Origin of the sequence: Sinorhizobium glycinis (genome assembly GCF_001651865.1) — a bacterium.
Classification (GTDB): Bacteria; Pseudomonadota; Alphaproteobacteria; order Rhizobiales; family Rhizobiaceae; genus Sinorhizobium; species Sinorhizobium glycinis.
Genome location: NZ_LPUX01000061.1, coordinates 401,609 through 426,373, shown reverse-complemented (window position 1 = coordinate 426,373; position 24,765 = coordinate 401,609). Strand labels below are relative to the sequence as shown.

Annotated in this window: 24 protein-coding genes; 10 read left to right on the top strand and 14 right to left on the bottom strand. The window is 61.7% G+C overall.

Annotation, left to right across the window (positions count from 1 at the left end; translation table 11 throughout):
- Positions 1-15 precede the first annotated feature (15 nt).
- From AU381_RS17530 to AU381_RS17505, 6 genes are all read right to left on the bottom strand, one after another.
- Entirely contained in the window at positions 16-459 is a 444-nt protein-coding gene (locus AU381_RS17530; RefSeq protein ID WP_064243009.1) for an acyl-CoA thioesterase, read from the bottom strand.
- Positions 459-1,619, bottom strand: a complete 1,161-nt coding sequence (locus AU381_RS17525; RefSeq protein ID WP_064243008.1) for an iron-containing alcohol dehydrogenase — start codon at positions 1,617-1,619, stop codon at positions 459-461. Before AU381_RS17525 ends, AU381_RS17530 begins: the two co-directional genes overlap by 1 nt.
- 25 nt (positions 1,620-1,644) lie before the next feature.
- Positions 1,645-3,171: a class I adenylate-forming enzyme family protein gene (locus AU381_RS17520; protein ID WP_064243007.1), complete on the bottom strand. Its 1,527-nt coding sequence runs from the start codon at positions 3,169-3,171 to the stop codon at positions 1,645-1,647.
- A gap of 21 nt (positions 3,172-3,192) precedes the next feature.
- The gene (locus AU381_RS17515) at positions 3,193-3,948 is read right to left on the bottom strand and encodes an SDR family NAD(P)-dependent oxidoreductase (RefSeq protein WP_064243006.1); all 756 of its coding nucleotides are present in this window, start codon (positions 3,946-3,948) and stop codon (positions 3,193-3,195) included.
- A gap of 79 nt (positions 3,949-4,027) precedes the next feature.
- Entirely contained in the window at positions 4,028-4,795 is a 768-nt protein-coding gene (locus AU381_RS17510; RefSeq protein WP_064243005.1) for an enoyl-CoA hydratase-related protein, read from the bottom strand.
- A 94-nt stretch (positions 4,796-4,889) separates the two neighbouring features.
- The gene (locus AU381_RS17505) at positions 4,890-6,098 is read right to left on the bottom strand and encodes an ABC transporter substrate-binding protein (RefSeq protein ID WP_064243004.1); all 1,209 of its coding nucleotides are present in this window, start codon (positions 6,096-6,098) and stop codon (positions 4,890-4,892) included.
- Between the two features lie 260 nt (positions 6,099-6,358).
- Here AU381_RS17505 and AU381_RS17500 point away from each other — a divergent pair, with 260 nt between their 5' ends.
- Genes AU381_RS17500 through AU381_RS17485 form a run of 4 tightly spaced genes read left to right on the top strand, consistent with a single transcriptional unit; the run spans position 6,359 to position 9,720 of the window.
- Complete coding sequence (locus AU381_RS17500; RefSeq protein ID WP_064243003.1) at positions 6,359-7,117, top strand: ABC transporter ATP-binding protein; 759 nt, start codon at positions 6,359-6,361, stop codon at positions 7,115-7,117.
- Positions 7,110-7,817: an ABC transporter ATP-binding protein gene (locus AU381_RS17495; RefSeq protein WP_174552530.1), complete on the top strand. Its 708-nt coding sequence runs from the start codon at positions 7,110-7,112 to the stop codon at positions 7,815-7,817. Before AU381_RS17500 ends, AU381_RS17495 begins: the two co-directional genes overlap by 8 nt.
- A gap of 35 nt (positions 7,818-7,852) precedes the next feature.
- On the top strand, positions 7,853-8,740 hold the full coding sequence (locus AU381_RS17490; RefSeq protein ID WP_064243002.1) for a branched-chain amino acid ABC transporter permease: 888 nt from the start codon (positions 7,853-7,855) through the stop codon (positions 8,738-8,740).
- A 2-nt stretch (positions 8,741-8,742) separates the two neighbouring features.
- Positions 8,743-9,720: a branched-chain amino acid ABC transporter permease gene (locus tag AU381_RS17485; RefSeq protein ID WP_064243001.1), complete on the top strand. Its 978-nt coding sequence runs from the start codon at positions 8,743-8,745 to the stop codon at positions 9,718-9,720.
- Between the two features lie 61 nt (positions 9,721-9,781).
- On the opposite strand, the gene AU381_RS17480 is transcribed toward AU381_RS17485, so the two are convergent.
- Complete coding sequence (locus AU381_RS17480; RefSeq protein ID WP_064243000.1) at positions 9,782-10,588, bottom strand: SRPBCC family protein; 807 nt, start codon at positions 10,586-10,588, stop codon at positions 9,782-9,784.
- A 228-nt stretch (positions 10,589-10,816) separates the two neighbouring features.
- Here AU381_RS17480 and AU381_RS17475 point away from each other — a divergent pair, with 228 nt between their 5' ends.
- Genes AU381_RS17475 through AU381_RS17460 form a run of 4 tightly spaced genes read left to right on the top strand, consistent with a single transcriptional unit; the run spans position 10,817 to position 15,330 of the window.
- Positions 10,817-11,704, top strand: coding sequence for an FAD binding domain-containing protein (locus AU381_RS17475; protein WP_064243136.1), 888 nt, complete (start codon positions 10,817-10,819; stop codon positions 11,702-11,704).
- Positions 11,697-12,182 carry a (2Fe-2S)-binding protein gene (locus AU381_RS17470; RefSeq protein ID WP_064242999.1) on the top strand — a complete coding sequence of 162 codons (486 nt, stop codon included), beginning with the start codon at positions 11,697-11,699 and terminating at the stop codon, positions 12,180-12,182. The genes AU381_RS17475 and AU381_RS17470 overlap by 8 nt, the downstream gene beginning before the upstream one ends.
- Positions 12,179-12,940: an N-acyl homoserine lactonase family protein gene (locus AU381_RS17465; protein WP_064242998.1), complete on the top strand. Its 762-nt coding sequence runs from the start codon at positions 12,179-12,181 to the stop codon at positions 12,938-12,940. The genes AU381_RS17470 and AU381_RS17465 overlap by 4 nt, the downstream gene beginning before the upstream one ends.
- Complete coding sequence (locus tag AU381_RS17460) at positions 12,937-15,330, top strand: xanthine dehydrogenase family protein molybdopterin-binding subunit (RefSeq protein ID WP_064242997.1); 2,394 nt, start codon at positions 12,937-12,939, stop codon at positions 15,328-15,330. The genes AU381_RS17465 and AU381_RS17460 overlap by 4 nt, the downstream gene beginning before the upstream one ends.
- Here AU381_RS17460 and AU381_RS17455 read toward each other — a convergent pair.
- From AU381_RS17455 to AU381_RS17445, 3 genes are all read right to left on the bottom strand, one after another.
- Positions 15,320-16,300, bottom strand: coding sequence for a winged helix-turn-helix transcriptional regulator (locus tag AU381_RS17455; protein WP_064242996.1), 981 nt, complete (start codon positions 16,298-16,300; stop codon positions 15,320-15,322). The two genes, AU381_RS17460 and AU381_RS17455, sit on opposite strands and share 11 nt — an antisense overlap.
- 373 nt (positions 16,301-16,673) lie before the next feature.
- Positions 16,674-17,777, bottom strand: coding sequence for a sulfite oxidase (locus AU381_RS17450; RefSeq protein ID WP_244520086.1), 1,104 nt, complete (start codon positions 17,775-17,777; stop codon positions 16,674-16,676).
- 423 nt (positions 17,778-18,200) lie between these two features.
- On the bottom strand, positions 18,201-18,446 hold the full coding sequence (locus AU381_RS17445; protein ID WP_244520085.1) for a hypothetical protein: 246 nt from the start codon (positions 18,444-18,446) through the stop codon (positions 18,201-18,203).
- A gap of 105 nt (positions 18,447-18,551) precedes the next feature.
- Here AU381_RS17445 and AU381_RS17440 point away from each other — a divergent pair, with 105 nt between their 5' ends.
- Positions 18,552-19,130 carry a hypothetical protein gene (locus AU381_RS17440; RefSeq protein ID WP_244520084.1) on the top strand — a complete coding sequence of 193 codons (579 nt, stop codon included), beginning with the start codon at positions 18,552-18,554 and terminating at the stop codon, positions 19,128-19,130.
- Between the two features lie 71 nt (positions 19,131-19,201).
- Here the strand turns inward: AU381_RS17440 and AU381_RS28725 are convergent, their stop codons facing one another.
- The 3 genes from AU381_RS28725 to AU381_RS29805 form a co-directional block, all read right to left on the bottom strand.
- Positions 19,202-19,495, bottom strand: coding sequence for a DUF982 domain-containing protein (locus AU381_RS28725; protein ID WP_082910112.1), 294 nt, complete (start codon positions 19,493-19,495; stop codon positions 19,202-19,204).
- 115 nt (positions 19,496-19,610) lie between these two features.
- A complete protein-coding gene (locus AU381_RS17435) occupies positions 19,611-19,811 on the bottom strand; it encodes a DUF2934 domain-containing protein (protein ID WP_064242993.1) in 201 nt (66 codons plus the stop codon).
- Between the two features lie 41 nt (positions 19,812-19,852).
- Complete coding sequence (locus AU381_RS29805) at positions 19,853-20,023, bottom strand: hypothetical protein (protein ID WP_156528627.1); 171 nt, start codon at positions 20,021-20,023, stop codon at positions 19,853-19,855.
- Positions 20,024-20,196: 173 nt separating this feature from the next.
- Here AU381_RS29805 and AU381_RS17430 point away from each other — a divergent pair, with 173 nt between their 5' ends.
- Positions 20,197-20,703, top strand: a complete 507-nt coding sequence (locus tag AU381_RS17430) for a ferritin-like domain-containing protein (RefSeq protein ID WP_064242992.1) — start codon at positions 20,197-20,199, stop codon at positions 20,701-20,703.
- Between the two features lie 518 nt (positions 20,704-21,221).
- Here the strand turns inward: AU381_RS17430 and AU381_RS17420 are convergent.
- The gene (locus AU381_RS17420; protein WP_064242991.1) at positions 21,222-24,716 is read right to left on the bottom strand and encodes a chemotaxis protein CheB; all 3,495 of its coding nucleotides are present in this window, start codon (positions 24,714-24,716) and stop codon (positions 21,222-21,224) included.
- Positions 24,717-24,765 lie beyond the last annotated feature (49 nt).

Below are 24,765 nucleotides of genomic sequence, written 5' to 3'. Positions count from 1 at the left end.
TCATCAGGAATCCTCCTAGCTCGTAACCAACAGCGGCTCGAGCAGACGCCTTACGGCATGCCCGAAAGGCACCGCGCGCCTCGACAGGCGATCGATATTCACATGGATGAAAAAGCCCTCGGCCGCGGCGGTCTCGTCGTCGTTGCGAAAGAGCCCGATTTCATACCGGACGGACGAATTTCCGAGTTTCGCAACGCGGATTCCAGCCGTGACCACGTCCGGGAAGGTCATTTCCGCGTAGTAGCGGCACCCTGTTTCGACAACGAGGAAGATCTCCGCTCCACCCTTGATGTCCAGCACGCCGCTTTCGATGAGGAAGCCATTCACCGCCGTATCAAACAGGCTGTAATGGATGACATTGTTCATATGCCCGTATGTGTCATTGTCCGACCAGCGCGTTCCAATCGTCCGAAACACCTCGTAGTAAGAGCGCTTGCCGGGTCCCTCGCGTTCCATCATCACCAAGCCGCCTTGTAGATAGAGAGGGCGTCCGCCTCGTTCACATCTCGGGGATTGTTCACGAGGAGCCTGGTCTGCTTCATCGCGTCCCCCGCCATTCCGGCGAGGTGCTCTTCGCCGATGCCCACGTCCCGCAACCGAGGCTGCAGCCCGAGCCTCGTCGACAGTTCGGCTAGACGCTCGATAAAGGCCGCGCAACGCTGCCCGGCGTCCTGTTCGCACGCGAGATCCGGAAAGGCATCAGCGGCGATTTCGGCGTAGACGGAGGCGGCCACCGGCGCATTGAAGCGCAAGACATGCGGAAGCACGAGCGCGTTGGAAAGCCCGTGCGGAATATGGAAGGTCCCGCCGATCGGATAGGCGAGCGCATGCACGGCGGCGACCGGCGAATTGGCGAAGGCCTGGCCCGCCAGCATGGACCCGAGGAGCATCGCGCCCCGCGCCGCCCGATCCTCCCCTTCAAACACAGCCTTCTCGATATTCTCGCCCAGCAACTGGAGCGCTTGCCGGGCCAGCATCCTGGAGAGCGGATTGTTGTTCGCGCTTCTGGAAGCATAAGCTTCGATGGCATGCACCATCGCGTCGATGCCGGTGGCGGCAGTGGTCGACGGCGGAAGGCCGAGCGTCAGGTCCGCATCGAGGATCGCAACGTCAGGCAGGATGATCGGCGATGAAATGCCGCGTTTCTCATCACCACCCACCGTAATGATCGAGACCGGCGTCACCTCCGAACCCGTTCCCGCCGTCGTGGGCACGAGCGCCAACGGCAGCCGAGGTCCCTTGGCGTTGCCGACGCCCCATGCGCCATCCATATCTTCGCCCGAACCGCAGAGAAGCGCCACGACCTTCGCTACATCCAGCGAGGAACCGCCGCCGAAGCCGATCACGCCTGTCACACCCGCGGTTTTCGCCACCTCGATCGCGGCCTCTACCATCGTCAGCGACGGGTCGGCCTCGACCGCGTCGAATACGGTGACCGCAATACCCGATCCCGAGAGGGAGGCGAGCGCGGGGTCGCACAGGCCAAGCTTTCTAAGACCGCCATCGGTGACGAACAGGATGCGCTCGCCAAACCTGGGATCGAGGAGTCCGCCAATCTGCGCCGCCGCGCCGGGACGGAAGACGAGGTGGCCTGTCGTACTGAACACAAAGGGATTCATGATTTTCTCCTGTGCCTTTCCCGCGTCACGCCGCAGGGAGGCTTTCGCGAAGTTTGACCCGCAGGATTTTTCCCGATCCCGTGCGCGGGATCTCAGCCACGACATAGACGCGGTCAGGAACTTTGTAGGCAGAGAGACGCGCCTTGCAGTGCCGCATCAGATCCTCCTGGTCGAAGGCCTGCCCTTCCTTGACGACGATGCAGGCGACGGGGACCTCTCCCAGCATGCTGTGAGGCATCCCGACCACCGCGCAGTCCATGACTGTGTCGTGCAACAGGAGGATCGCCTCCTCGACCTCCGCTGGTGCGATATTCTGCCCGCCGCGGATGATCAGTTCCTTGAGGCGGCCGGTGATCGTGAGGAAGCCGTTGAGGTCGGACTTCGCTAGATCGCCGGTATGATACCATCCGTCGACGACGGCTTTTTCGGTCTCCAGCGGCTTGTTATGGTAGCCCTGCATCAGGTTCGGGCCTTTGCAGATCAATTCGCCCTCGACGCCCACCGGCACGTCGAGACCCGTTTTCGGATCCACCAGGCGGACCGTGAGGCCCGGAACCGGTAGCCCACAGGAACCAGGAACACGCCATTTCCCAGGCCAGTTCATGGTCACCATCGTCGATGTTTCGGTGATACCGTAACCATCCAGAAGCGGAACGTCGAAAAACGCTTCAAAGTCGCTGTTCAGCGTTCCCGGCATGATCGCCCCAGCGGAGACGCAAAGGCGGACGGACGAAAGCAGCCTTTCTCCGCTGGCCTGGCAGGCCGACAGGAAATAGTGGAAGACCGTCGGAACCCCGGGCATGAAGGTGAAGCGACCTGTCCGAAGAAGTTCCGTCGCCTGAGAGGTCGAGAACTTCTCCATGATGTATTCGCTCGCGCCCGTCGCGATGATGGAGAGAACCGCGATATTCAGAGCATAGGAGTGGTAGAGAGGTAGGGTGTTGAGAACGATGTCATTCTCGTTCAACCCCGCGATCGGCGCCCAGCACGCCGCCGTCACCCAGAGCATGGAGCGCATCGATAGCAGGACGCCCTTGGGCTGGCCTGTCGTGCCGGATGTGTAGACGATGAATGCCGGGCGATCGATATCCTGATCATCCTCGAATGCAGCCGTCTGCCCCGACGCGTCAAAGCCGATCTCCTCGTTCACGGCAATCACGACGGGCGGTTTCTCGGAGCGCTGCAGCAACGTGTCCACGACAGGCTGCTTTTCCGGCGGCATGATCAGGAAAACGCATTCCGCATCGCTGATTCGGTAGGCGATTTCGGCCTCGGTCGCCTCGATGCTCACCGGAACGGCGGTTCCGCCCGCCCGCACGACGGCAAGGCAAGCGACGACCCAATTTACTGAGTTCGGCAGAAAGATCGCGACGGCCTGGCCTTTCCTGAGACCCAGCGCAACGAGGCGGGACGCGAGGTCCTCTGTCTCCCGGTCCAGGGCGTCATAGGAAACTGACCGCCTCCTGTCCTCGAAGGCCATTTTCCCGGGATACAGGCGCGCATTCCGTCGAAGGATTGCTCCAACCGGCGCGATAAGCTCGAAGTGTATCATGTTATCCTCCCGCTCCTCCGGTTAGACCATGCAGAAACCGCCGTTGACACTGATGACCTGGCCTGTCACCCAGGACGATGCCTCGGACGCCAGGAAGGTCACCATCGGCGCCACGTCATCGGGCCTGCCGATGCGGCGCAAAGGATAGGCCTTCACGATCTTCTCACGGTTCTTCTCGAGAAACTCTGGATCGGAATGGGACGTCTCGATCAGGCCGAGCGATACCGAGTTGACCGTGATGTTATTTCGGCCGAATTCACGGGCCAGCGATTTGCCGAGCGCGATCGTGCCGCCACGCGCGGCCGCGGCCAGTGCGAGATTGGCTTCGCCAATACGGGAGCTGTCACCAACAAGGTTGATGATGCGGCCGAAGTTCTGCTCGATCATCAGCGGCGCAACGGCGTGGCAGCAATTGATCGCGCCGTAGAGGCATACGTCGATCTGCTTCTTCCATTCTTCAGGGGTCGAGTCGACGAACCGCTGATATTTGACATATCCGGCGTTATTGACCAGCACATCAATGGTTCCAAAATCCGCTTTGACGGCGGCGATCATCGCCTTGACCTGATCGTTTTCACCGATATCGGCCTTGTAGGCCTTGGCCTTTCCGCCCGCTGCTTCGATCGAGGCAACCACCGAATCCGCCTCGGCCTGCGAACGGCTGTAATTCACTGCAACGATGGCGCCTTCCGCCGCGAGAGACCGGGCGATATCTCCGCCGACATCTCTTCCGCCGCCGGTCACCAGCGCCACCTTGCCATTCAGATTGGTCTGCATTTCACGATCTCCTTGATAGGTCTGACGGCTGCAGCGCAGCGCGATCTATTGCGGCCCCTTCCATGGGGCCGAAGTCGGGTCACTTCCCCAGAAACCGGGGCGGACGCCTGTCTTTGAAAGCCTGCCGGCCTTCGATGTAGTCCTCGCTCGCGCTGGCCTCGTCGATCAGCCTGCCAGCCGCGGCGTGATCCAGCGCCCCGCGTGCGCAGCCGTTGAGAATGAACTTCGCGCCCGCAATCGTGAGGGGTGCGTTTTCAGCCAGCTCCGCGGCCCGGTAATGCGCGGCAGCAAGAGCATTCTCCGCAACCTGATCGATGAAGCCGATTTCGAGAGCCTGCCCAGCATCGAAGCGACTGGCCGAGAAGAGGATGCGCTTCGCTTGCGTCACACCCACGAGCGCGTAAAGTTTGCGGGTCGCGGAGACGCCATAGACGATCGACAATCGGGCGGCAGGAATTCCGAAGACCGCATTGTTCTCAGCAACGCGGAAATCGCATGACATGGCCAGATGCGCCGCGCCGCCGAGGCAATATCCCCGCAGGGCGGCGATCGTCGGCTTGGACACCTGGTAGATCGCATCCCCTGCGGCATCGACCGCCAACTCATAGGATTTGCTGTCCTCGAGCCCGCCGCGAACCACGTCAAACTCGCTGATGTCGGCGCCAGCCGAAAAGTCATCGCCGGCCCCCGTCAGGATGATCGACCGAACCGACGGGTCCCGGTCGAAGGCGCGGAACAGCTCCGCGAGCTGCCGCCACATCGCATAGGTAACGGCATTCCTGTGCCCGGGGCGGCTCAATGTGACCACCGCAACCCCATCCGTGTTTTCAACGAGAATATCGCTCATTCGCCTGCCCTCGGACTACCGTTCAGATGGTGATATGCGCAGTCCAGTCCCTTGCACGAAGAGGCGCCCGGCTCCGTCGCCGGGCGCCGTTGAGTCAGTTCTTCACGAGCGGGCACTGGCTTTCCGAAAGCGGACGGAAAGCGTTGTCGCCTGATATGGTGGTGACGAGCTTCAGAATGTCCCACTCACCCGTGGATTCGGCCGGCGTCTTGACCTGATAGACGTACATGTCGTGCACCATCCGGCCATCCTCACGGATCTTGCCGTTCTTGGCGAAGAAGTCGTTGATCGGTGTTTCGCGCATCTTTGCCATGACTTTCTGGGCATCGGTCGTGCCGGCCGCCTCAACGGCCTTCAGATAGTGCATGGTCGAAGAGTAATCCCCCGCATCGCCCATATGCGGCGGGCGGCCGACGCGCTCTTCGAAGCGCTTAGAGAACGCCCGCGTCGCATCATCGCGATCCCAGTAGAAGGCGTTCGTCAGGATCATGCCCTGCGCGGTCTCGAGGCCGAGCGAATGAACGTCGGTATCCCAGACGAGCAAGCCCGCAACCGTTTTGCCGGATGCGGCAAGACCGAACTCGGCTGCGGACTTCACTGCATTGATGAAGGACGTGCCGGATCCCGCCATGGCAACGACCTGCGCCGGCGAAGCCTGCGCCTGCAGCATGAACGCGCTGTGGTCGGAAGTCTCGATCGGATAGCGCACGGAGCCGGAGACCTCGCCGCCATTGTCCTTGACGATCTCTGTCGCATCAGCCTCCAGCGCATGGCCGAATGCGTAATCGGCTGTCAGGAAGAACCAGTTCTTCATGCCCTGCAAGATCAGCTGGTTGGCGGTTCCGTTCGCAAGCGCGTAGGTGTCGTAGGAGTAGTGGATGCTGTTCGGCGTGCAGCCGTCGTTCGTCAGGCGGGACGAGCCGGAGCCGTTGACGATCGCGATCCTGTCCTCGTCCTTGGCGACCTGGGTGACAGCCAGCGCAATGCCGGAATTGATCAGGTTGTTGATCATCGTCACGCCTTGCGATTCATACCACTCGCGCGCCGTGGACACCGCCACCTCCGGCTTGTTTTGGTGGTCGGCCACGACGACTTCGAGCGGCCGGTCGAGAACCTTGCCACCGAAATCCTCGACCGCCATCTTCACGGCGGTGATCGCCCCCTCGCCCGCCTCATGCGAGAACTGACCACTGACATCGGTCAGCACGCCGATGCGAACAGGTGCGGCATCCTGCGCCCCGGCAGACATGGTCATGGCACCGACGGCCGCGACGCAGGACAACAGCATAAGCTTATTTTTCATCGCTCTTCCTCCCGAATTTGGCACCTGAGCTCCTCCCAGACACCAGATAATACACTTGCGTTATCATACTTATATGAAGCAGGCCGCTTCATTTGTGGCGCTACAGTAGGCCTTATGGGGCTAGGTAAGCAGGTTTTGCGAGAAAGCGCAAGCTTGCATTATTAGACTTTATGTGTTTTTCTGACCGTGCCGACATCACAATGGGAGGCGGGCCGGTTGATGCGGCCCCCTGGGAAAACCAAGTCGGCAGAGGAGGAACCGTGCCGGATAGCGCACCCATCATCGAAGCGCGTGCATTGACGCGCTCGTTCAGCGGCTTCATTGCCGTCAAGAATGTCGACCTGAAGATTCGTGCCGGCACGATCCACGCCCTGATCGGGCCGAACGGCGCCGGCAAGAGCACTCTGTTCAATCTCTTGACCAAATTCCTGTCGCCGAGCAGCGGGCAGATCCTGTTCAAGGATCGCGACATAACGCAAATGGCGCCCGCCGACATCGCGCGCCTGGGCCTCGTGCGGTCGTTTCAGATTTCATCTGTGTTCCCGCATCTCAGCGCGCATGAGAATGTCCGGGTCGCTCTGCAGGCCCGCGCGAAAGAAACATTCGCATTCTGGAAATCGAACGCGACGCTCCGCCGCTTCAACGAGGAAGCGACCAGGCTGCTCGACAGCGTCGGCCTTACCGACCGGGCGCAGACGAAAGCCGCCGAGCTGTCCTACGGGCGAAAGCGCGCCCTTGAACTGGCCACCACATTGGCGCTCGACCCCGAAGTCCTGCTTCTCGATGAGCCGATGGCGGGAATGGGCACGGAGGATATCGGCCGGACGGCCGCCCTGATCCGCAGCGTCGGAAAGGGGCGAACGGTACTGATGGTCGAGCACAATCTCGGCGTCGTCTCCGACCTGTCGGACCGGATCACCGTGCTGCGCCGCGGAGAGGTCATCGCGGAAGGAAGCTATGCCGACGTTTCCGCCGATAGCGAAGTCCGCAAGGCGTATATGGGAGGCAGCCATGGCTGAGGCTCCCCTCCTCGACGTTAAAGGCCTGGAGGCCTGGTATGGCGAAAGCCATGTGCTGCATGGCATCGATTTCGATGTGCGAAAGGGCGAAGTCGTGACGCTCATTGGCCGCAACGGCGCCGGCAAGACGACGACGTTGCGCAGCCTCATCGGCGTCGTTGGAAAGAGACGCGGCGCCTGCAGCTATAAGGGCGCCGACCTCCTGAAGGTCGCGCCGCATAAGGTTGCGCGCCTCGGCATCGGCTATGTGCCGGAAGAACGCGGCATCTTCTCCTCACTCACTGTGCTGGAAAATCTCCTGTTTCCGCCGGCATGGCAGGCGGGCGGCATGGCCGTCGACGAAATATACGGCCTCTTTCCGAACCTGAAAGGGCGGGACAGCACATCGGGAACCCGCCTGTCCGGCGGCGAACAGCAGATGCTGGCCATCGGCCGGATTCTTCGGACGGGCGCCGATTTCATCCTGCTCGATGAGCCGACCGAAGGCATCGCCCCCGTGATCATCGAAGAGATCGGCGCGGCGCTGCGCATTCTCAAGGACCGCGGCATGACGATCATCCTGGTCGAGCAGAACCTTCGTTTTGCGGCATCCATCGCGGATCGCCACTACGTGCTCGACCAAGGAAAGGTCGTCGACGAAATCTCCAACAACGCACTCGACGCCAACATGGACCGGCTGAACAGATATCTCGGAGTCTGATCCATGACGCGCTCCCTTCAAATAGGTAGAAACCGATGACTGATATCTTCGGGGTTCCAATTGTCGTTTTACTCGGGCAACTGCTGCTCGGCTTGATCAACGGCTCCTTCTACGCTCTCCTAAGCCTCGGCCTCGCCATTATCTTCGGCATGCTGAACGTGATCAACTTCGCTCATGGCGCCTTCTACATGCTCGGCGGCTTCGCCGCCTGGCTGCTGCTGTCGGCCCTCGGTATCGGCTATTGGGAAACACTCATCGCCGCACCCCTGATGGTCGGGGCGCTGGGCGCCGTCGTGGAGCGGTTATTTCTCAAGCGCCTCTACAGGGTCGACCACCTCTACAGCCTGCTTCTCACATTCGGCATTGCCTTGATGCTCGAAGGGCTCTTCCGGCATGTCTACGGCGCCGCCGGCAAGCCTTATCCGATACCCCCGTCTCTGACGGGCGGCATCAATCTCGGCTTCATGTTCCTGCCGATGTATCGCGCCTGGGTGATAGTCGCCTCTCTCGCAGTCTGCATCGCCACGTGGCTGGCGATTGAGCGGACCAAGCTCGGCGCCTACCTGCGGGCTGCGACGGAAAATCCGGGCCTGGTCCAGGCATTCGGAATCAATGTCCCGTTCATGCTGACTGCGACCTACGCCTTCTGCGTGGGCCTTGCCGGCTTTGCAGGCGCACTGGCCGCGCCGCTCTATCAGGTCAGCCCCGGCATGGGGTCCAGCGTCATCATCGTAGTCTTCGCGGTGGTCGTCATCGGCGGCATGGGATCGATCGGCGGCGCAATCGTCACCGCCCTGGCGCTGGGCATCATCGAGGGGCTGACGAAGACATTCTATCCTGCGGCATCCTCCATAGCGGTTTTCGTGGTGATGGTCCTTGTCATTCTCATCCGGCCATCCGGCCTGTTCTCCCGCGAGGCTTGATCATGAACAGTACAACCATGGTTTCTTCCCTTGAGGCCCCGCGCACGCGCCGGCTCCGGACGACCGGAGGCCTTCTTCTCGCCCTTGTGGCCATGCTGATGATATGCGCGCCGCTGGCGATCTATCCGCTGTTCCTCATCAAGATCCTCTGTTTCGCGCTCTTCGCGGCGGCGTTCAACCTCGTTCTGGGATATGCAGGGCTCCTGTCGTTCGGTCACGCGGCCTTTTTTGGCGGCGCGGCCTACATCACCGCCCACGCCGCCAAGGTCTGGCAGCTTCCCTTTGAACTCGCCGTGCTTGCGGGAACGGCCTTTGCGGCGCTTCTCGGCCTTGCCTTCGGCACGCTGGCCATCCGCCGCCATGGCATCTACTTCGCCATGATTACGCTCGCCCTCGCGCAGATGGTCTATTTTATGGCGGTGCAGATGCCCTTCACCGGCGGGGAGGACGGCATTCAGGCCGTGCCGCGGGGCTATCTTCTCGGGATCATCGATCTCCGCGACATCACCGCCATGTATTACACCGTCCTCGGCGGAACGATTCTTGGCCTTGTGATCATCTGGAGGACCGTCAACTCGCCCTTCGGCCATATCCTCTCGGCCATTCGCGAGAATGAAACCCGCGTCACCTCGCTGGGCCTCAAGCCGGAACGCTACAAGCTGATCGCCTTCACCCTCTCCGCCGCGCTTTCAGGCTTCGCCGGCGCGCTGAAGGCGATCGCGTTCCAGCTCGCCTCGCTTGTGGACGTTACCTGGCACATGTCTGGCGAAGTCATTCTCATGACCCTTCTCGGCGGAATGGGCACGCTGATCGGCCCGATCGCCGGCGCCAGCATCGTCGTCGGGCTGGAGCATTTTCTGTCGACCAGCGGCCTGCCGATCACATTCATCATCGGCCTGTTCTTCGTCGTATGCGTGATGATGTTCAGGCGGGGTTTGTTCGGTGAACTGAAGGCGCTGCTCGAGCGTTCAAGATCTTGACTTAAGTCTTCTTATGCAAGTGACCTTTACCGGGGCCGGTTTTCGGCCCCGGTTTTTGACTTCAGCCGGCGCGCCTTGCACGAGACCCGAACAGGTAGCCGATGGCTGCGGCCATGATGAGCTGAACGATGCTCGCCAAATCCGGCGAAATGCGCGCCGGACCGTCCGCCGGCGGCGCAAGGCTCGGCAGCAAGCCCCCATGGAGCGCCCACGTCGCCACCACGACGGCGGCGAAGACGACAGCCGCGAGAACCGGCAGGCTGAGCGAAGTGCCGGTGGGCGACGCGGAAACTTGCACGGCGCGCGCACGCGGCAAGGCGGAGGCATTCTCGCTGGACGACGCGACGGCGACCGACTGCCTTACTAGGCCGGGTTGCGCGAGGGCATCACTGGCGGTTGATGTCGCCAATGACTGTCTGGCACCTTGGCGGGCGTGGATCTCTTCGGCAAACCGCTTGAAAAACTGCCACGACATTTGTTTTGCGGTTGCATCGATAAGCCGCCCGCCAAGCTGTGACAGCTTGCCGCCGATCTGGGCATCGACGGTATAATGCAGGACGGTTCCATCCTCGACCGCTTCCAGACGAACGACCGCCACTCCCTTTGCGAATCCGGCGACGCCGCCCTGCCCTTCGCCAGTGATCCGATAGCCGTTCGGCGGATCGAGGTCCGATAGCGTCACGGCACCCTGGAACCGGGCCTTCACCGGACCCACCTTCATGACGGCAACAGCCGACATTTCGGTCTCGGAAGACTTCGTTAGCTCCTGGCATCCGGGGATACAGACTTTCAGAACGTCGGCATCGTTCAGGGCGCTCCACACCTCCTCTTTGCTCGCGGGAATGTGCTGCTGGCCAGTCATGTCCATGGAATATCCTCCTCGTCCCAATCGAAAATCTCCCCTTTCCCGGGGCTCTGGTATTGCTTGACAATCCTATTTTAAGTCTAATAATGCAAGTTAATTTTGAAAATGCGCCATGGGATTGGCGAGGCTGGGAGGAGCCGCGATGACAAGGCTTTCCGCGATATATCGGAACACTCTGGCGCGCACGGCCGTACGATGCCGGAGAGTGCCTTTCCTATCGACGGCGGCGAAATGAAACCGGCCCCCTTCGAATACCTCGCCGCGACATCGGCAGCCGAGGCTGCCGAGGCCCTCGCCGCTGCGAACGGCGACGGCAAGATAATCGCGGGCGGCCAGAGCCTTATGCCGATGATCAACTTCCGTCTGGTGAAGCCCACGATCCTGATCGACATCAACCGCATTGCCGGCCTCGATCGCATCGAAAAGCACGGTGAACGGCTGCGCATCGGGGCCACGGTGCGGCACCGCATGACCGCGACGGATGCGCTCGTGCACCGGCACATCCCGATCCTGCACGACGCCATGCATCACGTGGCGCATCTGACGGTGCGCAATCGCGGTACCTTCTGCGGCAGCGTCTGTCATGCGGACCCGGCAGCGGAAATGCCGATGATGACGCTTCTCCTCGACGGGACGATTGCCGCCCTCTCGATCCGGGGAGAGCGGCAGATCGCCGCCTCGGAATTCTTCGTCGGCTCGCTGATGACGTCGCTCGAACCGGACGAGTTCGTCACCTGGATCGACATCGACACGCTGCCGCCCGAGACGGGCTGGGGCTTCGAGGAATTCTCCAGGCGGCACGGCGATTTTGCCCTCGCCTGCGTAGCGACCACGATGCGCATCGTCGACGGCGTCGCATGCGACGTCCGTTTCGGCATGATGGGCGTCGGCGAGACGCCGTTGCGCCTGCCGGACATCGAAACGCTCGTCGAGGGCCAGGCGATCTCGGAGAGGCTGTTGCAGGACGTGTCGGAGGCGCTGAAGGGGCTCCTCCAACCCAACACGGATATCCACGCGTCCGCCGACTATCGCAGACACCTTGCCGGCGTACTTGCGCGGCGTGCACTGCGCGATGCCTGGAAGCGGGCAACCTTTCGCAAGGACGGCCCAGATGCCTGAAAAGAAGATCACCCTCAGCGTCAGCGTGAACGGCGTGGCCCACACCGCGACCATCGAACCGCGCATGCTGCTCAGCGATTTCCTGCGCCACGAGCTTGGCCTCACGGGAACGCATGTCGGCTGCGAGCACGGTGTCTGCGGTGCATGCACCGTCCTTCTCGACGGCCGGAGCGCAAGGTCCTGTCTGACGCTCGCCGTCCAGGCCGAAGGCGTGGAGATCGAGACGGTCGAGGGACAGGGGAGCGTCGATCAGCTCGGCCGGATTCAGGAAGCGTTCCGCCAGCACCACGCCCTGCAATGCGGCTTCTGCACGCCCGGCTTCATCATGGCGATCACCGACATGCTGCGCCACCACCCCCTCGAAAGCGACGAGCAGATCCGCGAGGCGCTGTCCGGCAATATCTGTCGCTGCACAGGCTACGAACACATCGTCAACGCCGTCCGGGAACTGGCGAGGGAAAGAGGACCTCTGACATGAAGATGCATTTCCTTGCCGGCGGCCGGGTTCGCATGCGCCGATCCGTCTTCGTTCCCGGTGTGGCGAAGGAGGAGACGATCGAACTGCCTGTCCACGCTACCCTGATACGGCACCGCCAAGGCAACGTGCTGTTCGACACCGGCTGCAACCCTGAGGCCGCCACCGATCCGCAAGCCCGCTGGGGCGGGTTGGCCAAGGTGATGACGCCGATATTTGATCCGGAGCAGACGGTTGTCCGGCAACTGGCAGCGCTCGGCCTTGAGGCTGGCGACATCGACGTCGTGATCTGCTCGCACCTGCATCCCGACCATTGCGGGTGCAACCAGTATTTTGGCCGCGCGACGATCCTGTGCCATGAGGCGGAAGTCGCGGCGGCGAAAACCGACGCTGCCGAAAACCAGGGCTATCTGAAACCAGAATGGGACCAGCCGCAAGGCTTTCAGACCTTCAGCGCGGAGCACGACGTCTTCGGTGACGGGCACATCGTCCTCCTTCCCATGCCCGGCCATACGCCCGGCATGACTGTCGCGCACGTATCGCTGCGGGACAGCGGCACCTTCGTCCTCGCCTCCGATGCCGCGCCCCTTCAGGCCAATATCGATGCCGGTGTCGCGCCGCGGAACACCTGGAACATGGAGCTCGCCGCGGCGGCGCTCGCGCGCTTGAAGGTCTTCCGCGACAAGGGCGCGACCATCGTCTCCGGACATGACGAGGCGCAGTGGCAGGCCCTGCGGAAGGGCCGGGAGTTTTACGAATGAGCCTGCACGACCATTCCGTCGAACTCCGCCCCAAGCTTGTCGGCAAACGAGTAAAGCGCACCGAAGACCCGCGGCTGCTTGCAGGCGTAGGCCAATATGTGGACGACATGGCGCCGGCCGGAATGATGCATGTCGCGCTGCTCCGCTCCGACCAGCCGCATGCCCGCATCCTCAACATCGATGTCGGCGAGGCATTCTCCGTTCCCGGGGTCATCGCCATCTACGACGCAACAGATCTGGAAAACGAGGTCAGGCCGGCGATCCCCACCTCCCGCATGCCCGACTATTACGCCACGCCCATCTGGCCACTGGCGCGCCACAAGGTGCGCTATGTCGGCGAACCCGTCGTCGCCGTCGTCGCGGAAAGCCGCTACGCTGCCGAGGACGCGCTGGAGCATATCACCATCGACTACGAACCCTTACCATTCGCGATCCGGCAGGTCGACGCGGTCAAGGACGACGCCCCGCTGCTCCACGAGGAAGCCGGCACGAACACGATCATCCGGCGGGAATTCAAGCGCGGCGATGTCGATGCCGCATTCGAGAGCGCCGCGGTGACCGTCAAGGGCCGGTTCCGGATGACGCGCAAGACGGCCGTCGCGATGGAAAACCGATCCTACCTTGCCGAATGGGATGCGCGAAAGCAGGCGCTGACGCTTTACACCTCGTCGAATATCCCCGGCGTCATCCGGGATGTCCTGTCCGGATGCCTCGACTTGCCCGGCACGCGCCTGCGGGTCGTCGCGCCGGACGTCGGCGGCAGTTTTGGCGGGAAGGGATCATTGTACGGAGAGGAGATCCTTGTCTGCGCCCTTGCTCGCAAGCTCAAGCGCCCGGTGAAGTTTGTCAGCGATCGCCTGGAAGACCTGTCCGCGACCAGCCAGGCGTTCGATGAGCTGATAGAAGCCGAGCTCGCCGTCACGGAGGACGGGATGCTCATCGGGCTCAGGGCCGACGTCATCGGCGATGTCGGCGCCTATTCGATCTATCCCTGGACCGCTGCCCTCGAAACCGTGCAGGTGGTGAGTTTCCTGCCAGGCCCTTACAGGATGGAGCATTACCGGGGCCGTATCCGAGGTGTTCTCACTCCCAAGCCGCCTACCGGACCCTATCGCGGCGTCGGCCGGCCATCCTCGACATTCGCGATGGAACGCTTGATCGAAATGGCGGCCCGCAAGCTGGGCATGGACCCGGTCGCGTTTCGCCGCAAGAACCTCGTCAACGCCGACGAGTTCCCCTATCGGACCGCCTCCGGCATCATCTGGGACAAGTCGGCGTTTCAGGAGTGCCTGGCAGGCGCCTGCGCGCATGTCAATTATCCCAACCTCCTGCTCGAAAGGGATGAGGCACGCCGAGATGGACGCTGGGTCGGTATCGGCCTTGCAAGCTATGCGGAACTGACCGGCATCGGCTCGCGCATCTCCGTCGCTCCCGGCATGCCCATTAACACCGGCACGGAAACCGCGAAAATCGAGATCGATGCGACGGGTGCGATCACCGCCGCCTTCGGCATCGCCTCGCACGGACAGGGTCTTGAGACCACGCTTGCCCAGGTGATTGTCGACGAACTCGGCTGCAAGCTCGAGGATATCGAGGTCAAGCATGGCGACAGCGCGCTGGTGCCGATGTCCAGCGGCACCTATGCCAGCCGCTCGGCCGTTCTCGGCGGTGGCGCGGCAACCCTTGCCGCACGCGTCGTCAAGGGCAAGGTGTTGCGCGCAGCCGCCTATCTGATGGAGCAGAGCATCGACGACCTCGACATGCATGACGGCATCGTCACCAGCCGAAACTCGAACTGCACGATGACGCTCAAGGAGATCGCATCGGCCGTCTATTCGCAGATGGGGCGCATTCCGCGCGATCAGCGCGAGGATCTTGCCGCATCGGAGACCTATGATCCCTATCTCGGCACCGCCTGTTCATCCACCCATCTCGCCATGGTCGAAGTCGATCCGGAGACCTACGGCGTCAAGGTCCTGCGTTACGTGGTGGCTGAGGATTGCGGCAAGATCATCAATCCGATGATCGTCGATGGCCAGGTGCAGGGCGCGGTGGCGCAGGGCATCGGCGCGGCTCTTCTGGAGGAGATCGTGCACGACGACCAGGGCCAGACCGTCGCGGCAAGCCTTGCGGACTACCTCGTTCCGGTGGCGACCAATGTGCCCGATATCGGCATCGTGCATATCGAGGCGGATTTGCCCAACAATGTAGGCGGGTTCCGCGGCATGGGCGAAGGCGGCACGATCGGCGCGCCGGCGACGATCGCAAACGCCGTATCCGACGCGCTTTCCCACCTCAGTGTCTCGGTGGAAACGCTTCCCGTCACACCGGAGCGGATATTCCGGATGCTGCAGGCGCGCCGCGATCCGGCCGCTGCCGTCACAGATTGAACGGGTAACGCAGAATGTAATCCGTATCCTTCACCGTAATCTGCTTCCTGCATTCGGAGCAAACGACGATCGCCGAAAAGTCCTGCCCGCAGGTCTTGTGTCGCAGGCGCATCGGAGGTTTGCCCTCCGCAAGCCAGCGGTCTCCCCAGGCCATCATCACCAGCATCGGCTTGTAGAGATCGAGCCCCATTTCGGTGAAGCGATACTCGAACCGTTCGCTTGAACCATACGGAACCTTGCGAAACACCTCCGCCTGCACGAGGCGCGCGAGACGATCGGCAAGGATGTTCGTGGCGATGCCAAGGTTCTCCCGCATCTCCTCGAAGCGGCGGACACCAAACCAGCCTTCCCGCAGGATCAGGAAGCTCCATCTGTCGCCGATGATGCCGAGCGTCCGTGCAACGGAGCATGGCCGCACCCGCTCCAGAAGCGTGGGATCGGAACTCCGGCGCGACGTCGGGCGCGTATCGACGGGAGCGTAGCCCGCCCCCGGCCCATCGCGGGGCGCAACCTCTCGCGCCGTGAACGGCTCCAGGCACTCGCTGCATACAGTCACCGGGTGGCATGCGCAGCCGCAGCTCTTGTGGATCAGTTGCAGGGGCGGTTCCTTGCCGCCCGTCAACCATTTGTCGCCGAACTCCATCAACGACAGCATGGTCGGAAAGAGATCCTTTCCTCGTTCGGTCAGGAAATACTGTTGCCCCGGCTCGTTGGGCCGCCGTCCCACGCTCATGATCTCGTTTGCGACAAGTGCGGACAAGCGCGACGACAAGGTTTGCCGGGGAATGCCCAGTCTCTGCTGGAACTTGTCGAACCGACGAACCCCGAAATACGCTTCCCGAAGAATGAGGAAGTTCCACGTATCGAGGACGATCTCCATCGTACGGCGGACCGATGACTGCCGCTGTAGCGGTATCGGCTTCGACAATCCCTTGGAGGGCTCAGAGGCCAGCGTGTCTTTATTCAACATTTCGCATCATCAGAAAGCCGTCATCCATTCCCGCTATAACTTAGGTCAAAAAGTCTAACAATGAAAGTACCACGACGAGGGACTAGGCAACTGCTAACAGGAGAGAGCATTCCCCAAGATGCTGCGACGGCTCCTCTCCACCCCGAACCAGACCGCGCCGCGGGGCGTCTGAACTTCGGTCCACCCACCCACGACACTGATGAAGGCGAATTCTGGACCCGAAAACGACTTTCCAGCCGCGGTTCACGAACGACCGCTGCGCGCCCCATAATGGTCATCGAGCCACCGGTCGCTGTCGCCGCAAAGCGGACATGACGCAGTGACAACGCGGGTCGCAGTTGCGCCAAGTCGCCATTCCGCCCCGTGCGGGTGATTAGATCACGAATTCCTCCTCGTATGTCTGTGGCTCGGGAACGACCGTAACCTCCACCGGAACGATCCAATTGGCCGCGTAGCTCTCGCAGTCGGAACGCGGGAGCTCGGGCTGCACGCACCCCGCCCCATCGATCGCGCGACATCGCAGTATATATCGCCCGACTTCTTCAGGGGTCCACACGTACTCCCACAAGCGCCATGCAAAGGGACGTTCTGTTTCGAGGAGCCTTCCCTCGCGCCAGCCCCTGCCATCTCCGGTGCAGACCTGCACCTGCCGAATAGCAGCCTCTCCGCTCCAGGCGGCTCCGAAAATCCGATACGGTTGGCCGGCGATGAGATGCGCCCCCTGCACGGGACGCGCGATCTGCGCTTTGACCTCCATCTCCGCAAGCGGGACCAGCCTGGGTTCCCCGAGGCTGCGCTCCCAACGGAAATAGTCGCGCGCCTGCCAGTAGCCAAGGAACGGTTGCTCCACAACCGTGATATGCGTGATCCACTTGACCCAAGCCATGCCGAACCAGCCACCCACGACCGCGCGTAGCGGGTAGCCGTGATCGCGCGTCAACGCCTCCTCGTTCATCGAATAGGCAAGGATCGTGCTGTGAGCCATTGCCTTCTCAAGCGGTAAACTGCGCGCAAAAGCGATGGGGCCGGGAGAAGCCGTTTTCTTGTTCGTGTCGACGACGCCGCTGTCTGCGCCTACGAGCAGAACCTCACGTGCGGTTCGCTTAACGCCCGCCATTTCCAAAATCTCGCGCAGAAGAACACCTGTCCACGCGGCATTGCCGACGGCTCCGTTCTGCCACTGCAACCCCTCCTTCGGCGGCACATAGTAGACGCGCCCGTTTCCTGCGCACTCGACGACGGCGGTGAAAGTCGTGCTCCGCATCGCCTTGATGCTGTCGAGGTCAAGTTCGATTGGCCGCTCCACCGCCCCGCCAACGCGCAATCTCCAGTCTCGCGCATCGAGGTCCGGCGACGCGAAATGGTTTCGCACGAAGAACAGCTCGGTTGGGATCAGCCAATCGGAGAGCGACGCAAACGGAAACTCGATGTTCTGTGGGGATTTCTGTCGAACTATTAGACCGGGTTGCTCTGGCATCGTCCTCGTCTCCCCTTCCAAGGGCACAACGTTGGCACTCGGTCGCGCGAATTCCGGTTCGATCACACCGCCCCTCGCAGTGCGTCTATCGCGTTCCGCCCTTCGGTTGCATTCTAGCACATACCGCACGTTTTCGGATCGACCTCGAACGGCAGCAAAGGGCCCGAATGCTGCTATAGGCCCACGTCTCTTCGCACCCCCAAGTCGGACACTGAGCAGAGCATGGTGGTATCCCAGAAGCGGGCATGCATACATGCCGCCGAGCTGCAGGTTTGCACCACTTCCAGACCTTACCTCGGAAGCTGCGGATCGACGCGTTTCGACCCGTTGCGGACTTCGCCGGCATTTAATCAGAACGGCCGGATCCCCAGTCGGAAGCGGCTGTTGACGCAACCGCGCATTTGCCGGATTCGTTTCGCAGTTTTATCGGATGGCATCCAATTTTTCTCGGATGAGCCGATCGCGATCGGCGATATGCCACGCAAGCGCTTCCTCAAACGTTGAAAGCAACTGACGCGCCGTCGCAGTGTCACTGCCATTCCCCTCCAATTTGGCGACAATCTCGCGCTGATGCGCTACATGACGCTCACCATCCGCGACGTGCCTTTCTGCCGCTGCCAGGTGTTCCTCAATGAGGGCAAGGTGATCCATGACCGCAATATAGCACAAGCGGGCCCGCTTCACGTTTCAGTAACGCCCCCCGAAGCTGACCGAAGCGCGCGCGGAACATAGCGACGGCGCAGCGATTGGGGGTACAAACCGGGAGACAATCGAATGTCGACCATTGCACGCGATCCTGTTTCGGAAAGAACCTTCTCCTCCGACCGGCGGATCCGTGCGGCAGGCCTTGAACGGCGGTCGCTGCAAAGCCAGAGCAGCAGCCTGTTCATGTCGGCCGTCACCACCGGTACGATCGCAAGCCTTTTCACGACGGCGGCATTGGCGCTGCTGGGCGGATTGGAGGGACGGAGCATTTTCCAGCCAACCAATGCCACGAGCCATTGGCTTCATGGCGAGGATGCCGGCAACGTCAGGGTCGCGGACGCGAAGCACACATTGCTCGGCTATTGCACGCATCATCTGTCCGCGATCTTCTGGGCTCTGCCCTTCGAAGCATGGCTGGTGGCCGGCCGCTCCAGGGAACCGACCGCCACACTGCGGAAGGCGGCGCTGACCGCCGCCGTTGCGTATGTGGTCGATTACCACCTGGTTCCGAAGCGGCTGACACCCGGATGGGAGAGGGTTCTCTCGAAGAGATCGATCGGAATGACCTACGCCGCACTGGCGCTCGGTCTGGCGGCGGGAGCCATGGTGTCACGGAGATCGCAACATCCGAATCATGGCGCCGAATGAAATTCGTGACCGGCGCCGACCAACAGCGTGGCGGCTCTGATTTCTAAAGGAGCAGCTCTAACTCAGGCCGGTCACCGGTACCGGCTCACCATCTTCGCTTCAGCGCGAGTGCGCAGATGTCCAGCTTCGCTGCATGCAAATGACGCCTCGACGCATGCCGCCATGAAGCAGTTCCTTGCCGAACTCGCATATTCTGGGTGATGCAATGCTGCACGACAGGCTCGGACGGCACGTGCGTGCAGCGGTCCATGGCTGGGCCATTCATTCTCGAGGAAATCAAGGGCGTCATAGAGCCCGCAGAACTGGCGTCTCATGCCGTTTTGCAGCGTCACCCACAGGGGTCCACGCCAAGGCACTTCTCTCATTTTCGGACCTCCTCAAAGGTCGTACTTAGAACCGCCAACCCATCCTGTTCGTTCCCCAAACTACGATGATTCTTTGCCCGTGGTCACCATTCAGGCCCGCAACCCCCGCCTGAGTTTACTGGCGGCTCTTCCTACTCCTGACAGCTCCGTTGCCCGACCGTTCCTGAGGAGCGGCGCCGACGTCGCCCTGGTTTTCAAGTTCTTTGCTAGCCTGGTGCCAGTGGCGTTCATGGTCTCCGTCAAGCCGGCCTTCGCGCTCCCAAATCTCATAGGCGCGCCTACGAACATGCTCGTCCATTTTGTTGTCGGTTCCCATCGTTTTCCTCCTTGTTACTCGCGCGGCGGTTGCTGCGATCGTCACGTCCGTTGCTTCTCGTCCGGAGGGTGCTCATCTTTCGAGGCCGGAGTGTCTACTGGCTTTGCCGAATCGGACGGCTTGCTGTCTTGCTCGCGCCTTGTCAGTTCTCGTTCAATCGTTTCCCGAGAGCCCTCGGCCGGGTCTTCGCTCCGCTTGTTGCTGTCAGCCATGCTTGCTCCTCCGGCTCTTAAAATGACGGTGCGAAAAGCAGGTCCGTGCAAACCAAGCAAAGACGAAGATGTTCCTCCTGCCCACAGGTGGACATCACGCTCCGACGAACCCGGAACCTTTGTGGATGCTTTTGGTTCGACCTTTGCAAGAACAAGGGCGAGAGGAAGCGACAATGGGAACACCAACCGATCATCTGCATGCCTGGCTCAGGGATGCACATGCCATGGAAGAACAAGCGATCACGATGCTCACCAGCCAGTCCGGAAGATTGAAGAATTATCCGGAGCTCAAGGCGCAAATCGACAAACACCTTCAGGAAACCCGCGATCAGGTCGCCATGCTCGACCGTTGCCTTGAGCGCACCGGCGGCGGCGCTTCCGGGATCAAGGACATCACCGGCAAGATAGTCGCCTTCGGGCAGGGCTTGAGCGGATTGTTCGTCAATGACGAAGTCGTCAAGGGCTCGCTCGCCAGCTTTACCTTCGAGCAGATGGAGATCGCCAGCTACAAGATCCTCATCGTGGCCGCCGACTACGCCGGCGATCAGGAGACGAAACGCGTCTGCGAGACGATCCTGCAGCAGGAGGTGGCCATGGCGCAGTGGCTTGACGAACACGCCGCCGAGATCACCCGCAAGTTTCTCGAACGTGATCAGCAGGGCAAGACCGCCAAACGCTAGCGGAGCCTTCCAGTGCTCCGGAGAACGACATGCAAGCCGTTGTCTTCATAATCGTCATGGCGTTGCCGCTCGAAGCGGCTATCGCGCTGATGTGGTTTGGACCGTTGCGAAGCGAGCGACCAGGCGTGAGTCGGAACAATTTCTCGAGCCACCGGTTAAGATGACGGCTCCTATCCGAGCGCATGCGGTTGTCCTCCTCCCTACGGTGCACCAGGCGGTGTCCGCTCATTCTGCGGGCACCGCACGATTCCCATAGACAGGTCACTGGACTTCAGGGCTGCAACGGTCTCTGTTGTGCCACGATGCCTACTGGCCAACATTATTGGGTCGTGGCCTGACCAAGGCGGATGTCGAGCACGGCGAACGAAAGTACTTCGTTCCTGACTGCGTCCAAAGCCGCAGCGAGTGTCGTACACGGACCGGCACCGGCGGCTCGAAACGTCGCCTCCATGTCGAGTGCGATCAAGATCTCGTCTTCAGCGATCAGAATTCTCGCGCCACAAAGAGGTTGGTTCTCGTCAGCAGCGGTCCGCACCATTTTCCGCGATCTCCGGAAGCTCGATGACGATCGTGCAGACGACGCCACTAGGCTGGAAATCACGACGAACCGTGGCTCCGGGCAAACTCTTTTCGATCAACACGCCGCCAAAGCCCTGCTCGCTTGGCGGCTCGACCGGCGGACCACCGCTTTCCTTCCACGTAACGGTCAGTTGGCGATTATCGTTCCCGCGCTTCCAACTGAGCCTCACCTGGCCGTTTTCTGTGGCGAAGGCTCCGTATTTCGCGGCATTGGTGGCAAGCTCGTGGAGAACGAGGCCGAAGGGCGTCGCTGTATCCGCCGGAAGCGTCACGGGCTCGCCCTCAAGCTGCAGTCTGTGCCGATCACCGCTCGCATAAGCCTCAAGCTGGCTGCGCGCCAGTGCGCCAAGCTCCGCGCCGCTCCATTCCGATTCGACGAGCAGCTTGTGCGCGCTTGCGAGGGCTGTCAGGCGCCCTTCGAAACGCTCGACGAAGTCCTCCTGCGAATCCGAGGTGCGCATCGTCTGGCGCGCGAGTGATTGGACGACGGCCAGCGTATTCTTGATGCGATGGCTCAGCTCGTTCAGCAGAAGCTGCCGTCGCCGTTCCCATCGCTTGCGGTCGGTGACGTCGCGGGTGCTTTCGAGAACGAGGCGCCGCTCTCCCATCCGCAGGAGCTCGATGTGGCTCTCCACGGTCAAGACTTGCCCGTCCTTTGTCGTGTGGTGCAGTTCGCCGCTCCAGCGGCCGCTCTCCGAAAGGGCCTGCCGCAGGTTCTCGAAGGAGGAGCCGGGCACCTCTGTCTTGAGCAGCTCTTCCTTTGGTTTCCCGATGGCCTCTTCGCGCGAGTAGCCGTAGAGCTCCTCACTGCCTCGGTTCCATTGCTTGATGCCGTCGTCGAAATCCCAGACGAATATCGGTGACCGCGACAACTCCACCAGTCGCGCTTCCTGCTCGAGACGCTGCTTACTCTGCCGGGCGGTCTCTTCGGCCTGACGCCGTTCGGTGATGTCGACGAAGGTCGCTACGACGCCGTCGATCTTGTCGTCTATCGTGCGGTAGGGCCGCATCCGCACCAGATACCAGCGACCGTTGCGGCCCTTGACCTCGTGTTCTACGGACGAGAGGTGGTCCAGCACCGCGCGCGCGTCATCGGCCAGCGTGTCATATTCGAGCTGATGGGTGAAGTCGGTGATCGGCCGCCCCTCGTCATTGGCGGTGACGTTGAAAATCTCCATCAAACGCGGGGTGAAACGCTTGATGCGGAGCGATGGATTGAGGAAAAGCGTCGCGACATCGGTCGCCGCCATGAGGTTCTGCAAATCGCTGTGGGCACGGGAGACGCTTTCCAGCTTCAGCTTCAACTCGTTGTTGACCGTCTGCAGCTCTTCGTTGATCGACTGAAGCTCCTCCTTGCTCGTCTCAAGTTCCTCCGCAGTCGAACGGTACTCCTCGTTCATCGACTGGAGTTCTTCGTTTGCGGCGCGCAGTTCCTCATTGGCCGCCTCGGATTCTTCCCGCGTCACCCGCAGCCGGTTATGCGCAAGTTGCAGTTCCTCCTGCAGTTGACGGATCGTCTGATTGGTAGCCGCATGCCCGTCCATTATGTCGGAAACGGCGTTTTCGCTCTTGTCGACCGCCTCACCTTCGATGAAGAGCACGAGGGCGTGCCGCGTGGGGTCGCTCCCCTGAACAACTGGTTTCACTTGCAGGTAAAGGCGATGCGGGTGCCCGTCGACCTGGGCGAGGATCGGCATGCTCAAGGTGGCTTCGTTTCGTTCGAAGGCGCGATGCAGCGCCGCCCTGAGGTCGAAGCGAAACTCCTCGCGCACAAGATCCGTCGCATCCGTGCTGACCGGACCGCCCGACGGCTGCAGGAAACGGCCGGCGTTTTCGGAAAGATGAATCGCCCGGTGGCTCTCGTCTACCAGCATGCTCGGCGGGGCGATCTTTTCGAGCATCTGGCGGTGCAAGACGGCATCGCTGAAGCTACTGGAGGGTGACGGCGAGCGGGCGGCGACCGGAGCTCTTTCCGCCGTCTGGTGCGGGCCGAGCAGCACGGGCAGCGTCGGACGCCGCTCTCCAGCGCCCGCAATTGAGCGGTAAATCCGCGCCTCACGGTCGACCGTGCGAAAGAGTCCGGCCGGATGGTCGGCGCTTTCCGACGATCCAAGAAAAAGGAACCCGCCCGGACTGAGCGCGTAGTGAAACGTGCTGCATACCTGTTGCTGAAGCTGCCGGTCGAGATAGATCAGGAGATTGCGACAGGAAATCATGTCCAGGTGGGAGAAGGGCGGATCTCTCAGCAGGCTATGGCTAGCGAACAGGACCACATCGCGCAGTTCCCGGCGCACCCGATAGTGTTCGCCCTCGCGCTGGAAGAACCGGCGCAATCTCTCCTCCGAGAGATCCCCTTCGATCGTCGCCGGAAAGCGGCCCTCGCGCGCAATCGCGAGCGCTCCGGCATCAAGGTCGGAGCCGAACACCTGGATTTCCGGCGCAAGGTCGCGACGAGCGGCTTCCTCAAGGAGAAGGATGCCGATCGTGTAGGTCTCTTCTCCGGTGGCGCAGCCGGGAATCCAAACCCTGATGCTGTCACCGGTTTCCTTTCCGTCGAACAGTTGCGGAATGACATTGTCCGCGAGAGACTTGAAGGCGGTCGGATCGCGAAAGAACGTCGTCACGGAGATCAGGAACTCGCTGAAAAGAGCCTGTGCCTCCTCCACGTTTTCGCGCAGATAGGCGTAATAGTCCGCGATCGACTCCTTCCGTGTCACCTGCGCCCGCCGACCGATGCGGCGCAGAATGGTCGCCCGCTTGTATTGCGAAAAATCGTGCCCGGTTCTGACGCGCACATGCGCGAGAATCCGCGCGAGCACATCTTCATCGCTCGGCCGCCCCTCAACAGTGGGCAGCGGCGTCCGGTGGACCAGAAGCTCAGCCAGCCGTTCCGGGAGCTCCTGGACCGGCAGCACGAAGTCCGCAACCTCGGTGGCAATGGCATTGCGGGGCATCGAGGCATATTCCGCCTCATTCGGATCCTGGACGAGCACGATGCCGCCCGCCTCCTTTATGGCCTTGACGCCGATCGCACCATCCGCCCCCGCCCCGGTCAGAATGACGGCGAAACCGGGCCCATGCTCCTCGGCCAGCGATCGAAAGAACAAATCAATCGGTGCCCGGTGCGCCCGCGCCTCCTCAAACGGGAGTGCCGAGATGGTGCCGTCCGCAATCTTCAGCCGCCGGTTCGGCGCGATGACATAGACGTGGTTTCTCTTGAGGCGGGCCTGACCTTCGACCTGTGTTACCGGCATCTGCGTGCGTGACGCCAGAATATTGGCAAGCTCGCTCCTGGCGTCGGGATCGAGATGGACAATGACCACGAAGGCCGCATTCGTATCGGTTGGCATATGGTCAAAAAAGGTCTGAAGTGCCTGGACACCTCCTGCCGAAGCTCCGATGCCAACGATCGGCGGATCCGCTTCCTGCCCCATTCTTCACCTCCCCGGCAATCCGCCCGAGGGGCCACGATGCGTGCTCGAT